The 12,547-nt window shown below is 52.1% G+C and carries 15 protein-coding genes; all 15 read left to right on the top strand.

What is annotated here, in order from left to right; translation table 11 throughout:
- Positions 1 to 4: 4 nt before the first annotated feature.
- The 15 genes from nrfD (at position 5) to MKJ04_RS10505 (ending at position 12,524) form a co-directional block, all read left to right on the top strand.
- Positions 5 to 1,438 carry an NrfD/PsrC family molybdoenzyme membrane anchor subunit gene (gene nrfD, locus MKJ04_RS10575; protein WP_241641606.1) on the top strand — a complete coding sequence of 478 codons (1,434 nt, stop codon included), beginning with the start codon at positions 5 to 7 and terminating at the stop codon, positions 1,436 to 1,438.
- On the top strand, positions 1,431 to 1,955 hold the full coding sequence (locus tag MKJ04_RS10570) for a DUF3341 domain-containing protein (protein ID WP_241641605.1): 525 nt from the start codon (positions 1,431 to 1,433) through the stop codon (positions 1,953 to 1,955). The genes nrfD and MKJ04_RS10570 overlap by 8 nt, the downstream gene beginning before the upstream one ends.
- Positions 1,955 to 2,635, top strand: coding sequence for a c-type cytochrome (locus MKJ04_RS10565; protein ID WP_241641604.1), 681 nt, complete (start codon positions 1,955 to 1,957; stop codon positions 2,633 to 2,635). The genes MKJ04_RS10570 and MKJ04_RS10565 overlap by 1 nt, the downstream gene beginning before the upstream one ends.
- Positions 2,636 to 2,660: 25 nt before the next feature.
- Positions 2,661 to 3,929, top strand: a complete 1,269-nt coding sequence (locus MKJ04_RS10560) for a quinol:cytochrome C oxidoreductase (protein ID WP_245402642.1) — start codon at positions 2,661 to 2,663, stop codon at positions 3,927 to 3,929.
- A 24-nt stretch (positions 3,930 to 3,953) separates the two neighbouring features.
- A complete protein-coding gene (locus MKJ04_RS10555; RefSeq protein ID WP_241641602.1) occupies positions 3,954 to 5,024 on the top strand; it encodes a cytochrome c oxidase subunit II in 1,071 nt (356 codons plus the stop codon).
- Between the two features lie 19 nt (positions 5,025 to 5,043).
- Positions 5,044 to 6,870 (top strand): cbb3-type cytochrome c oxidase subunit I, encoded by a 1,827-nt coding sequence (locus MKJ04_RS10550; RefSeq protein WP_241641601.1) that lies wholly within the window; start codon positions 5,044 to 5,046, stop codon positions 6,868 to 6,870.
- Between the two features lie 8 nt (positions 6,871 to 6,878).
- On the top strand, positions 6,879 to 7,949 hold the full coding sequence (locus tag MKJ04_RS10545; protein ID WP_241641600.1) for a COX15/CtaA family protein: 1,071 nt from the start codon (positions 6,879 to 6,881) through the stop codon (positions 7,947 to 7,949).
- 50 nt (positions 7,950 to 7,999) lie between these two features.
- The gene (gene cyoE / locus MKJ04_RS10540; RefSeq protein WP_241641599.1) at positions 8,000 to 8,854 is read left to right on the top strand and encodes a heme o synthase; all 855 of its coding nucleotides are present in this window, start codon (positions 8,000 to 8,002) and stop codon (positions 8,852 to 8,854) included.
- A gap of 9 nt (positions 8,855 to 8,863) precedes the next feature.
- The gene (locus tag MKJ04_RS10535; RefSeq protein ID WP_241641598.1) at positions 8,864 to 9,445 is read left to right on the top strand and encodes a heme-copper oxidase subunit III; all 582 of its coding nucleotides are present in this window, start codon (positions 8,864 to 8,866) and stop codon (positions 9,443 to 9,445) included.
- Positions 9,446 to 9,468: 23 nt separating this feature from the next.
- Positions 9,469 to 10,215, top strand: coding sequence for a cytochrome c oxidase subunit 3 (locus MKJ04_RS10530; RefSeq protein WP_241641597.1), 747 nt, complete (start codon positions 9,469 to 9,471; stop codon positions 10,213 to 10,215).
- An 81-nt stretch (positions 10,216 to 10,296) separates the two neighbouring features.
- Complete coding sequence (locus tag MKJ04_RS10525; protein WP_241641596.1) at positions 10,297 to 10,641, top strand: cytochrome C oxidase subunit IV family protein; 345 nt, start codon at positions 10,297 to 10,299, stop codon at positions 10,639 to 10,641.
- 52 nt (positions 10,642 to 10,693) lie between these two features.
- Positions 10,694 to 11,305, top strand: coding sequence for an SCO family protein (locus MKJ04_RS10520; protein ID WP_241641595.1), 612 nt, complete (start codon positions 10,694 to 10,696; stop codon positions 11,303 to 11,305).
- Positions 11,283 to 11,843, top strand: coding sequence for a DUF420 domain-containing protein (locus MKJ04_RS10515; protein ID WP_241641594.1), 561 nt, complete (start codon positions 11,283 to 11,285; stop codon positions 11,841 to 11,843). Before MKJ04_RS10520 ends, MKJ04_RS10515 begins: the two co-directional genes overlap by 23 nt.
- 31 nt (positions 11,844 to 11,874) lie before the next feature.
- On the top strand, positions 11,875 to 12,141 hold the full coding sequence (locus tag MKJ04_RS10510; RefSeq protein ID WP_317246715.1) for a hypothetical protein: 267 nt from the start codon (positions 11,875 to 11,877) through the stop codon (positions 12,139 to 12,141).
- Positions 12,138 to 12,524 (top strand): DUF983 domain-containing protein, encoded by a 387-nt coding sequence (locus tag MKJ04_RS10505; protein ID WP_241641593.1) that lies wholly within the window; start codon positions 12,138 to 12,140, stop codon positions 12,522 to 12,524. The genes MKJ04_RS10510 and MKJ04_RS10505 overlap by 4 nt, the downstream gene beginning before the upstream one ends.
- Positions 12,525 to 12,547: the final 23 nt, after the last annotated feature.

Raw genomic sequence — 12,547 nt, 5'->3', positions numbered from 1 at the left:
CGTTATGCAGCATGTATCTCCGATAAGAGAACCTCTTGTAACGGGGGGGAAAACATACCACGACATCACTGAAGATGTGTGCCGTCAGGTGGAGGCAAAGCCCAACCCGCGTTGGGCGGCTGCCTTTGCCATATCCCTGGTAGGACTGGCTATTTTCTTCTACTCCGTTTACCGCACCCTTTGGTTTGGTATAGGGGAGTGGGGATTGAACAAAACCGTAGGATGGGCGTGGGATATCACGAACTTCGTGTGGTGGGTAGGTATCGGTCACGCCGGTACCCTGATCTCAGCCGTATTGCTCCTGTTCCGCCAGAAATGGAGAAGCTCCATTAACCGTGCGGCCGAGGCGATGACAATTTTCGCGGTAATCTGTGCGGCCATGTTCCCGGTGCTGCACATGGGCCGCCCCTGGTTGGCTTACTGGGTACTGCCATTGCCGAACACATTCGGTTCGCTTTGGGTTAACTTCAACTCGCCGCTCCTCTGGGACGTGTTCGCGATCTCTACTTACTTCTCTGTATCGCTTGTTTTCTGGTACATCGGCCTGATTCCTGACTTTGCCACCATCCGTGACAGAGCCACTGGCCCGATCGCGAGAAGAGCATACTCTGTCCTGTCTATGGGCTGGACGGGTTCTGCCAAGGCATGGTCCCGGTACGAGACGGTGTCCCTGATCCTGGCCGGTGTGGCAACGCCGCTGGTACTTTCGGTTCACACCATTGTATCCATGGACTTTGCAACTTCAGTGATCCCGGGTTGGCACACCACGATCTTCCCTCCATACTTTGTGGCAGGTGCGATCTTCTCCGGCTTCGCCATGGTGCTTACCCTGATGATCATCACCCGCAAGGTGTTCCACCTGGAAGACTACATCACCATTGAGCACGTGGAGTCGATGAACAAGGTAATCATCACCACAGGTTCTATTGTGGGTGTGGCCTATACCACCGAGTTCTTCATTGCCTGGTACTCCGGCGTGGCTTACGAGCAGTATGCGTTCCTTAACCGTGCCTTCGGTCCTTACTGGTGGGCATACTGGTCGATGATGACTTGTAACGTGATCACGCCACAGCTTTTCTGGTTCCGGTCTATCCGCCGAAGCCTGACGGCTACCTTTATCATCTCGATCTTCGTGAACATTGGTATGTGGTTCGAGCGCTTTGTGATTATCGTGACTTCCCTGCACAGAGACTACCTGCCTTCTTCGTGGGCGATGTTCTCTCCAACGATGATCGACGTGGGCATTTATGTGGGCACATTCGGCCTGTTCTTCACCCTGTTCTTCCTGTTTGTGAAGTTCTTCCCGGTAGTGAACATGGCAGAGGTGAAGGCCATTCTGAAGTCTTCTTCGGAAGTAACCCATACCTCCGCCGACACCATGCATGGCACTGAAAAAGAATTGAACACTAATACACATACACACCACAGACATGAATAAGAAGTTTGTTCTTGGTATCTATGATGACGAAGATGTGCTGCTGCACGCCATCGAAAACATCCGTGCCGCCGGCACTAAAATATATGAGGTATTCAGCCCGTATCCGATACACGGAATCGATGACGTGTTAGGCATCAAACGCTCACGGCTTCCGATTGTCGCTTTCTTCGGCGGCCTGACGGGTATGTCGTTCGCACTCTGGATGCAGATCTGGATGCTTGGCTTTGACTGGCCGATGATCATCGGTGGTAAACCGCACATCTCGCTGCCGGCTTTTATACCGGTTACTTTCGAGCTAACGGTATTGTTCTCGGCCTTCAGCATGGTGATCGCCTTCTTCATCGTCTCTAACCTGAAGCCTTCGCTGCGGGTGAACATGCTGGACAAGCGCTCCACAGACGATAAGTTTGTGATGGCGATCGAGGTGAAGGACGGCGTAACGGATCTTTCGGCTTTAAACGAACTGCTACGCTCCAACGGTGCTGTAGAAGTTAATGAGAAGGAGGTAGTGAAATAATGAAAAGATTTACAAAAATAGGCCTCCAGGCCTCTGCGATACTTTTCTCTTCGGCAATTCTGTTTGCCTGCAACAACCAGCAGGATCCAGGGCTGGAGTATGCGCCGGACATGTACCACTCCCTTGCGCTGGACCCTTATTCTCAGATAAAGGAGAACAAGTTCAACCCGGGAGGTATGAACATGCGCGAGCCGGCAAAAGGGTCTGTGGCCCGTGGCAAGCAAGGGTATAACATGTACCTGTCAGTAGACACGGCCGAGGTGGCTGGTGTGGAGCTGAAAAACCCGCTTGCCCGTACCGAGGCGGCTCTGGCCGAGGGCAAGGTATTGTACTCCCGCTTCTGCGCACCGTGCCACGGAGAGCAGGGCGACGGACAAGGACTGGTGGGCATCAAGTTTAAAGGTGTGCCATCATTCACGATGGGCCGCGTGGCAGAGTTGCCAGCCGGCCATATCTACCATGTGATCACGAAGGGAAGAGGCCGCATGATGTCCTATGCCTCGCAGGTGAACCCTACGGAGCGTTGGAAGATAGTGATGTATGTGCAGCAGCTGCAAGGTGGCGCTGGCGCTGAGGTGGTTGTTACCGAAGAGGCAGAAAACGAAGCCGGCGGCGAGGCCATCACGGACAACCCCGTAACAGGCACTCCGGCTACTGATAACAAAACCCCTAATAACTAAGTCTTAGGCATAATTTTATAGGATAATGACAGAAGAAAGACTCATCATTACCAGAAAAACGAATAACAAGTTTTTCTTAATGATAGCTGTAGGTGTGGTTTTACTTATAGCAGGTATCATCTTTGCGGCTGCAGGCGGGGGAGGAGAACATCAGGCAGAGGGCCACGAGGCCGCTGCAGCAGGTCATGAGGCCGTGTCCTGGACAAAGCGCCTGTTCGTGAACCTGTGGATGAACAACGTGTACTTCTCGGGCATTGCGCTGATCGGTACGTTTTTCGTCGCGATCCAGTATGTGTCCTACGCGGGCTGGTCGGTGCTAATCAAAAGAATACCGGAAGCCATGAGCTATTACCTCCCCATCGGAGGCGTGATCATGCTCCTGGTATACCTCTTTGGCTCTCACGACATTTTTCACTGGACACACGACTATCTGTACGATGTGAACAGCCCGGAATATGACCCAATCATCGCCGGCAAGTCCGGTTACCTGAACACAGCGTTCTTCCTGATCAGAATGGCCCTGTACTTCGGCCTTTGGATTATGTTCTCCATGTGGCTGCGCAAGGAGTCCATCAACGAGGACATGAACGGCGGCACAGCAAACTACCACAAGAGCATCCGCATCTCGGCCATGTTCCTGGTTGTGTTCGGTATCACCTCTTCCACTTCCGCCTGGGACTGGGTGCTGTCTATCGACACGCACTGGTTCTCTACCATGTTCGGTTGGTATGTGTTCGCCAGCTGGTGGGTATCCGGCCTGGCTGCCATCACCCTCACCGTGATTATCCTGAAGCAGAACGGCTACCTGAAAATGGTAAACTCCAACCACCTGCACGATTTGGGTAAGTTTGTATTCGCCTTCTCTATCTTCTGGACCTACATCTGGTTCTCCCAGTTCCTGTTGTACTGGTATGCCAACATCCCGGAAGAAGCAATCTATTTCATCGAGCGACTGGGTGGTAACGCAGGCCACTACAAGTGGATATTCTTTACCAACTTATTGATAAACTTTGCCTTCCCTTTCCTTGTTCTCATGACGAGAGATGCGAAGCGACAGATGATCATGCTCAAGCTTGTTACGATTGCCATTCTGGTGGGCCATTGGTTAGACTTTTACCTGATGATGATGCCCGGAACGCTGGGAACAAGCGCAGGCATTGGCTTCATCGAGATTGGAACAGCGCTCATGTTCCTGGGTATCTTCCTGCTAGCCTTCACGAAAGGACTGACGAAAGCCTCTCTTGTGCCGATCAACCATCCGTTTGTTGAGGAGAGTGTTCACCATCATGTTTAGAGATTATACTAAAAGCGTTATATAATGATTACGATCGCCATAGGTTTATCCATAGTTCTTTTATTGGTCATCCTGTTCCTCCTTTTCAGGATCGGTACACTCTCTTCTATCTTCAGGGGATCTAGTGAGCGGGCAGCAGGTACGACCAAAGTAAGCAACCGCGTGAACAGCGCCTTGCTGATGCTTTTCCTGATCGGGGGCAGCGTTGCGTTCATCTGGTCTTTCGTAGCCTCCTGGGATACCATGAACCAGCCGGTTGCATCGGTGCACGGGGAGTGGACAGACAGCCTGTTCTGGACCACGATGATCGTTATCGGTATCGTGTTTGCCCTTACGCAAATCCTGTTGTTCTACTATTCTTACAAGTACCAGCATCAGGACAACAAGCGCGCATACTATTACCCGCACAACAACAAAGTAGAGATTATCTGGACCATGATTCCGGCCATCGTGATGGCACTGCTGGTGTTTGCCGGCTGGAAGACCTGGACCAAGATCACGAGTGCTGCACCGGAAAGCGCCGTGGTGGTTGAGGTGATGGGCAAGCAGTTCAACTGGATGGTGCGCTACCCAGGTCCGGACGGAAAACTGGGTGTTGCGAAGCACACGCTGATTGATGCCACCAACGAGTTCGGTATTGACTTCAGCGACAAAAATTCGCTTGACGACTTCATGCCACGCGAGATCCACGTGCCGAAAGGCCGGCCGGTTCTGCTGAAAATCAGATCGCGCGACGTGATTCACAGTGTGTTCCTGCCGCATTTCCGCCTGAAAATGGATGCCGTGCCGGGTATGCCAACCAAGTTCTGGTTCGTGCCTACCAAAACCACAGACGAAATGCGCAACGAGACAGGCAATTCAGACTTTACGTATGAGCTGGCCTGTACAGAGGTATGCGGTCGTGGCCACTTTGCCATGCGCTTCATGCTGGTGGTAGACGAGCCGGAGGATTACGAAGCTTGGTTAGCAGGCAATAAGCCTTTTGTGGAGGAGAACCCCAGCGTTCTGGCAAAATTCTCAACAACTGCTCCAAAGCAACTTGTACTCGATACAAAGGCTGACGAGAAGGCGGAAGAAGTTAAAACTGAGTTGTAGCATTTAAATACTGTTGACTATGTCGAGTACAGATATCTCTATCAACCACGATGTAAATCATGCGCACGAGGAGCATGACCATCATCACGACCAAAACTTTATTGAGAAGTACATTTTTAGCCAGGACCATAAAGTAATTGCCAAGCAGTTCCTGTTCACGGGTATCGCCTGGGCCTTTATCGGCGGTTTCCTGTCTGTCCTGTTCCGTTTGCAGCTGGGCTGGCCAGAGGCGACGTTCACCTTCCTGGAGCCAATCCTGGGCGGTTGGGTCGAGAACGGCAAGCTGAACCCGGAGTTTTACCTGGCGCTGGTGACCATGCACGGTACCATCATGGTGTTCTTCGTGCTGACGGCCGGACTGAGCGGTACGTTCTCTAACTTCCTGATTCCGCTTCAGATCGGTGCCCGCGACATGGCATCCGGATTCATGAACATGCTTTCTTACTGGATTTTCTTTATCTCCAGCATTATCCTTTTCACCTCCCTGTTCCTTGAGACGGGTCCTGCAGCCGGTGGCTGGACGGTATACCCGCCGCTGAGTGCGTTGCCGCAGGCCATTGAGGGCTCTAAAGGCGGTATGACCATGTGGCTGATCAGTATGGCCCTGTTCATCGTGTCGCAGTTGCTGGGTGGTGTGAACTACATTACCACAGTGATTAACCTGCGCACAAAAGGTATGGCGATGACAAAGTTGCCGCTGACGATCTGGGCGTTCTTCCTGACGGCTATCCTGGGTTTGCTTGCCTTCCCGGTGCTGTTCTCTGCCGCACTGCTGCTGATCTTCGACCGTAGCTTCGGTACCAGCTTCTTCCTTTCGGATATCTATATCGCCGGAGAGGCGCTTTCTAACACAGGTGGTAGCCCGATTCTGTTCCAGCACTTGTTCTGGTTCCTGGGTCACCCGGAAGTATACATTGTGATCATGCCAGCCTTCGGTATCGTGTCGGAGGTAATCGCCACCAACTCACGCAAGCCTATTTTCGGTTACAGAGCCATGATCGGTTCTTTGATCGGTATCTCCGTGCTGTCGTTCGTGGTATGGGCGCACCACATGTTCGTAACCGGTATGAACCCATTCCTCGGTTCGGTGTTCATGTTCCTGACGCTGATTATCGCGGTGCCGTCGGCTGTGAAGGTATTTAACTGGATCGCGACGCTTTGGCGAGGAAACATCCGCTTCACGTCGGCCATGATGTTCGCTGTGGGCTTTGTGTCCCTGTTCATCTCGGGTGGTCTTACTGGTATCATTCTGGGTAACTCTGCCCTGGACATCCAGCTGCACGATACGTACTTCGTGGTGGCGCACTTTCACCTGGTAATGGGTGCCGCGGCATTCTTCGGTATGTTTGCCGGGGTATACCACTGGTTCCCGAAGATGTTCGGGCGCCTGATGGACGACAAGCTTGGGTTCGTGCACTTCTGGCTGACTTTTGTGTCGGTATACCTGGTGTTCATGCCAATGCACTACATCGGTATTGCCGGTTTCCCGAGAAGATATTACGCCTGGACAGGTTTTGAGGCCTTCAATATCTTCTCAGACATGAACACATTCATCAGTATCTCCGCGATACTTGGCTTCACAGCGCAGTTTGTGTTCCTGTTCAACTTCATCTACAGCATTTTCCGTGGCCGCAGATCATCGGCTAACCCTTGGCACTCTAACACCCTGGAGTGGACGACACCTGTGTTGCCAGGGCATGGCAACTGGCCAGGAGAAATCCCGACCGTGTACAGATGGCCTTACGATTATAGCAAACCGGGTGCTGCTGATGATTATATTCCACAGGACGTACCATTCTCCAAAACGCAGTCTTCGAACTTGCCGCAGGAGAGAGATTTTGAATAAGCGTATTAATGGCTACGCAGTCATTGCAGAGTAAAAGATTTAGAAATATTGGCTTAGTAACAGTCCTGGCTGTTTACTTCCTGATATTAGTCGGAGGGATCGTCCGTAGCACGGGGTCCGGGATGGGATGCCCTGACTGGCCGAAGTGCTTTGGAAGCTGGGTTCCTCCGACTGATGTCAGCCAACTACCACCTGACTACCTAGAGGTATACAAACAGAAGCGAATAGAGAAAAACGAAAAGCTGGCAGCCTATCTCGATAAGCTTGGCTTCGAGCAGTTGTCCGCCACCATTTTCTCTCACCCAAGTCAGTACATCGAATCAGAGTTTAATGTCACCAAAACCTGGATCGAGTACCTGAACCGCTTAGTAGGTGTGCTGATAGGTATTTTTATTTTCCTGACGGTTGTTTTTGCCCTGCCATACCTAAAGCGCGACAAGACGATTTTTTACATCGCGCTGGGGAGTTTCGTGCTGGTAGGCGTGCAAGGGTGGCTGGGCTCTATCGTGGTTTCCACAAACCTGCTGCCGATTACGGTCACAGTACACATGGCGCTGGCGCTGGTGTTGGTGGCCATGCTGCAATACGCTGTGGCGCGAGCGCATAAAGAAGACTTTGCGCACGGGCTGCAGCATTCCCCCAAGGTAAATGGCCTTTTGTGGGTATTGGCGCTGGTCACGTTCGGGCAGATTCTGCTGGGTACGCAGGTACGGGAAGAAGTGGACATGGTGGCCTATATGATGCAGGGCGCTGACAGAGCCAGTTGGGTCGATCAGTTGGGGCAGAGCTTTTATATCCATCGTTCTTTTTCTATTGTCGTGCTGGCCTTGCATCTGTATGTAGCTTATATGCTGTATAAACTCAAGCACAGTGCCATAACCAAACTCACGCATCTGATGCTGGGGATGGTTTTCCTGGAGATTGTGTTTGGTGTCGTGATGGCATATTTTGCCATACCGCCCTTCTTGCAACCACTGCACCTGACGTTTGCCGCCCTGTTATTTGGCGTGCAGTTTCAGTTGCTGATCATATATCATTACGCCTCGCAAAAGGCAATTAAAATGTCAGTAGGAGTATAGGCTTCATGTTCGTGCAACAAGACATCCAACACCTGCTGCCTGCATCGTTTATGGCACAAAAAGCAAAAGCGTATTTTAAACTGCTGAAGTTCCGGTTGAGTTTTACCGTGGCTTTTTCCAGTGCCATTGGCTTTATCCTCGGCTATCCGGGAGCGTCTTACCTGAGCATTGCCCTGGTGATGCTCGGGGGGCTGCTGGTGACAGGCTCCGCCAACATCATCAATCAGGTGATCGAGCGCGACCTGGACAAGCACATGAAGCGGACGGCAATGCGGCCTCTGCCAACCGGGCAGGTGTCGGTAACAGAAGCTGTTGTTTTCTGCGTGCTGCTGGGTATAAGCGGTCTGCTGCTGCTGGGCATGTATTTCAATTGGCTCGCGGCGGGCCTGTCGTTGCTTTCACTGATACTGTATGGCTTCGTCTATACCCCGCTCAAGCGCGTTAGCCCAATCTGTGTTTTCGTGGGCGCCATACCGGGCGGCATGCCACCCCTGATCGGGTGGGTAGCGGCCACCGGCTTGCTGGGCGCTGAGGCCTGGATCCTGTTCGGGATACAGTTTATCTGGCAGTTCCCGCACTTTTGGGCGATTGCCTGGGTGCTGGACGACGATTACAAGAAGGCGGGCTTTAAAATGCTCCCGATGGAGGGAGGGAAGAACCTGAAGACAGCGATCCAGATCATGATCTACACGCTACTGCTTATCCCGCTGAGCCTGCTGCCGCTGCAGTTTGGCATGACGGGCACCACCTCCGCCGTGATTGCCGTGGTGTGTGGGGTGCTGTTCCTGGCCCAGACCTTTTACCTGATGCGCACCTGCTCCAAGAAGGCAGCCATGAGCATTATGTTCGGGTCGTTTTTGTATCTGCCTATCGTGCAGATAGCCTTTGTATTAGATAAGATTTAACGTATAGCCATGGCTAACGAAACAGTAAAGAGTACCGACACCAATAGCGTACAGCCACTAAAGTTCGCGCTGTGGTTGATTATTATTAGTATTATCATGATGTTTGCAGCCTTTACGAGCGCTTACATCGTGCGCAGGGCAGAGGGGAATTGGCTAGAATTCGACTTGCCGAACATCCTGCTCATCAACACGATTGTGATTGTGCTGAGCAGCGTAAGCATGCAACTAGCGCACAACGCGGCCAAGCATAACAACCTGAAGCAGCTGAAAGTGATGTTGGTGGTGACGCTGGTGCTGGGTGCGGCGTTTTTGGTGGGGCAGTGGGAAGGCTGGTCTGAACTGGTGCAGAACAATGTGTACTTTGGAGGAAGGGGAAGCAACCCTTCGGGCTCGTTCCTGTATGTGCTTACAGGCGTGCACGGGTTTCACCTGATTACCGGCCTGATTTTTCTGGCCATCACCTTCCTGAGCAGCCTGAAGTATAAAGTGCATTCTAAAAACATGCTGCGGATACAATTGTGTACCACCTACTGGCACTTTTTAGGCGGACTTTGGCTATATTTGTACATCTTCTTAAGAATAAATCACTAAACACGTTTTTCAATATATAAACTATGTCTACTTCAACTACGCTGGAAAAACCAAACACGGGAACCTGGGACGGCGGTAACGAACCGTTGAAAGCGAGCTATGGTAAACTCATGATGTGGTTTTTCCTGCTCTCGGATGCGTTCACCTTTGGGTCATTCCTGATCGTCTACGGTCTTTCGCGTCACAAGCACTTGCCCTATACCGGCGATGCGGAAACATTCACGTTCTCTACCCAATGGTGGCCAATCCCGGAGAAGGTATACAACTCCTTCCCTGGTTTTCACGGCGTAGATCTCCCGCTTGCCTTCGTGGCCCTGATGACGATGATCCTCATCCTGAGCTCGGTAACGATGGTGCTGGCCGTAGAGGCTGGGCATAGAATGGACAAAAACGATGTGCAGAAATGGTTGCTGTGGACGATTCTGTTTGGCGCTACCTTCCTGGGTTGCCAGGCCTGGGAGTGGTCTCACTTTATCACAGGCACGGAACAGGGAATGCTGCTGGCCGACGGAACCCAGATATTTGGGGCGAACCTGACGGTGAACCAGTATGGCCCGCCCTTGTTTGCTGACCTGTTCTTCTTCATCACGGGTTTCCACGGCACGCACGTGCTCTCCGGGGTGGTGCTGCTGATCATGATCTTCATCAACACCGTGAACGGCGTGTACCACAAGCGGGGCCACTACGAGATGGTGGAGAAAGTGGGTCTGTACTGGCACTTTGTAGACCTCGTGTGGGTGTTCGTGTTTACATTCTTCTACCTGATCTAATTCATTTAAAAAAAACGCACGGCGGAGCCCACGGTATACCTGGTATGGGGGCGGCCTGTAGAATTAAAGATATAGAGACATATGGCAATGCATCATTCTGACAACGACATGCACCAAAATGGGGAGATCCCTAAGGCGCAAACGAAAGCGATCTGGAAGACCTTTTTCATCCTGGTAGGGATCACGGCACTCGAATTCGTGTTTGCTTTCTTCATGGAGCCAAGCACCACCCGAAACGTCATCTTTATTGTGCTTACCCTCTTCAAAGCCTTTTACATTGTGGCGGAGTTTATGCACCTGAAGCACGAGACGAAGGCCCTGATCTGGACGATCATCATCCCGATGGCCCTCATTGTGTGGCTCATGGTAGCCCTGATTTCAGAAGGCAGTTACTACTACGAGTCAGTGACAAACTACTTTAACTAACCTGTTTATAATGAAAAAATTAAAGGCACTAATATTAGGATTCCTACTGTTAGTGCCTCTTCTTATTTTTGCCTTTATCAGCATTTTCGGTGTCCATCACTTCGTCCTTAAAACCTACTTCCCCGAAGTAGACGCCGCAGGGGAGGTGGTATACACAGCCGCCGGAGACACGGTCTTCCAGCAAGTCCCTGACTTCTCGCTCATCTCCCAGCAAGGGGTTCCCTTCTCCTCCTCCGATCTGGAGGGAAACATCACGGTGGTTTACTTCTTTTCAACCGACTGCCCCGACTGCGACAAAATCTCCTCACAGTTAGTCCGCATACAGGAAGGCTTTGAGAAGTACCCCGAAGTAAGGCTGGTCTCCATCACCGCCACGCCGGAGCAGGACACCCAAGCGGCGCTACAGGCATACGCGGCAAAGTATGGGGCCCGGAAAGGCAAGTGGTTTTTCCTGACCGGGGACCGGCAGGAGATTCTGGGGTTGGCACAAGAGGGGTTTGATTTACCAGTGGGCAAGGAGCGCCTCCTCCGAACAGACCAGTTGCTGCTCGTGGATAGCGACAAGCGCGTAAGGGGCATTTACGACGGGACAAACCAAAAGGAAATTGACCGTCTGATTACAGAAACAAACGTATTGAGGGATGGATACAGTAAAAGCAAATAGTGAGAAGCTGACAAGTGGCAGCGACAGGAAGTTCCTGACGCTGATTGCGGTGCTGTCGGTGGCAATTCCGGTGGTCGTGGCCGCCTTGTTTTTTATGCCCAAAGCTGGCAATGGGGCGGTGGACGTCTCTTTTCTCCCGGCTTTCCACGCAATTCTGAATTCCATGACGGCCGTTGCGCTTGTGGTGGGCTATGTCAACATCAAGCGACAGAACATTAGGAACCATCGGACAGCCATGCTGGTCGCCTTCGGCCTTTCTTCCATCTTTTTGGTGTCGTATGTCACCTACCACTTTCTGGGTGTGCGCACCATATATGGCGGCGAGGGAGCCCTGAAGTTTATCTACTACTTTATCCTCCTGACGCATATTGTGCTGGCCGTTGTCATCGTTCCGCTCGTGTTGCTGTCGGTGTATTTCGGTATCAGCAACCAGTTGGCCCGGCACCGCCGCATCTCCCGCTGGACTTTCCCGATATGGCTCTACGTTGCCGTAACAGGCGTTTTAGTTTATCTCATGATATCCCCGTATTATACCTAAACACGCACGACACAAAACTGTTAACACTGTGATGAGAGCGAAAATAAACCAAGTACTGGCCACCGTAGCCCTGACGCTGCTACTCGTTTTTGCGGGCACGGACGCCTATAGCCAATGTGCTATGTGCCGGGCCACTGTAGAGTCGAACGTAGGCACGGGCAAAGGGCATAACCATGAGCCTGAGTCGGAGGTGGGGTCAGGCCTGAACACGGGTATCCTGTACCTGATGGCAGCGCCCTACCTGCTGATCGGCACGATTGGCTTTCTGTGGTATCGGAACAGCCGGAAAAAGGCGTGAGCCAACCTTCCCGGCTTTCTGCCATACTTGCCTGCCGCTGTCCCCGGTGCCGGCAGGGAGAGGTGTTTACCCACTCGTTTCTGAACATTGCCAAGTTTGACCGGATGCACGAACGCTGCCCGGTCTGTGCATTGTACTATGAGGTAGAGGTGGGCCTGTTCTGGGGCGCCATGTACATCAGCTATGGCTTTTCGGTGGGTATCGTGCTGGCGGTGGGGGTGATGTTATACTATCTGGCCAACGATCCGCCCATGTGGGTATACCTGACCACGGTTGCCACTATCATTATCCTGTCCACTACGCTACTGTTCCGGTATGCGCGCATCCTGATGCTGTATTTATTCTCAGGGATAAACTACAACCCCTCCTACGCCAAACGGTAGCACGATTTTTGAATAGCTAGCGG

Source organism: Pontibacter sp. E15-1 (assembly GCF_022601975.1).
Lineage (GTDB): Bacteria > Bacteroidota > Bacteroidia > Cytophagales > Hymenobacteraceae > Pontibacter.
Note: the sequence above shows the minus strand (reverse complement) of the source record. Positions and strands in the feature narration are given on the sequence as shown.

What these genes read in the sequence shown, in the direction of transcription:
- MKJ04_RS10510 (WP_317246715.1), top strand. Translation starts at nt 11,875, where the DNA reads ATGAGAGCGAAAATAAACCAAGTACTGGCCACCGTAGCCCTGACGCTG.
- MKJ04_RS10545 (WP_241641600.1), top strand. Translation starts at nt 6,879, where the DNA reads ATGGCTACGCAGTCATTGCAGAGTAAAAGATTTAGAAATATTGGCTTA.
- cyoE (WP_241641599.1), top strand. Translation starts at nt 8,000, where the DNA reads ATGGCACAAAAAGCAAAAGCGTATTTTAAACTGCTGAAGTTCCGGTTG.
- nrfD (WP_241641606.1), top strand. Translation starts at nt 5, where the DNA reads ATGCAGCATGTATCTCCGATAAGAGAACCTCTTGTAACGGGGGGGAAA.
- MKJ04_RS10535 (WP_241641598.1), top strand. Translation starts at nt 8,864, where the DNA reads ATGGCTAACGAAACAGTAAAGAGTACCGACACCAATAGCGTACAGCCA.
- MKJ04_RS10530 (WP_241641597.1), top strand. Translation starts at nt 9,469, where the DNA reads ATGTCTACTTCAACTACGCTGGAAAAACCAAACACGGGAACCTGGGAC.
- MKJ04_RS10555 (WP_241641602.1), top strand. Translation starts at nt 3,954, where the DNA reads ATGATTACGATCGCCATAGGTTTATCCATAGTTCTTTTATTGGTCATC.
- MKJ04_RS10570 (WP_241641605.1), top strand. Translation starts at nt 1,431, where the DNA reads ATGAATAAGAAGTTTGTTCTTGGTATCTATGATGACGAAGATGTGCTG.
- MKJ04_RS10515 (WP_241641594.1), top strand. Translation starts at nt 11,283, where the DNA reads ATGGATACAGTAAAAGCAAATAGTGAGAAGCTGACAAGTGGCAGCGAC.
- MKJ04_RS10550 (WP_241641601.1), top strand. Translation starts at nt 5,044, where the DNA reads ATGTCGAGTACAGATATCTCTATCAACCACGATGTAAATCATGCGCAC.
- MKJ04_RS10560 (WP_245402642.1), top strand. Translation starts at nt 2,661, where the DNA reads ATGACAGAAGAAAGACTCATCATTACCAGAAAAACGAATAACAAGTTT.
- MKJ04_RS10525 (WP_241641596.1), top strand. Translation starts at nt 10,297, where the DNA reads ATGGCAATGCATCATTCTGACAACGACATGCACCAAAATGGGGAGATC.
- MKJ04_RS10565 (WP_241641604.1), top strand. Translation starts at nt 1,955, where the DNA reads ATGAAAAGATTTACAAAAATAGGCCTCCAGGCCTCTGCGATACTTTTC.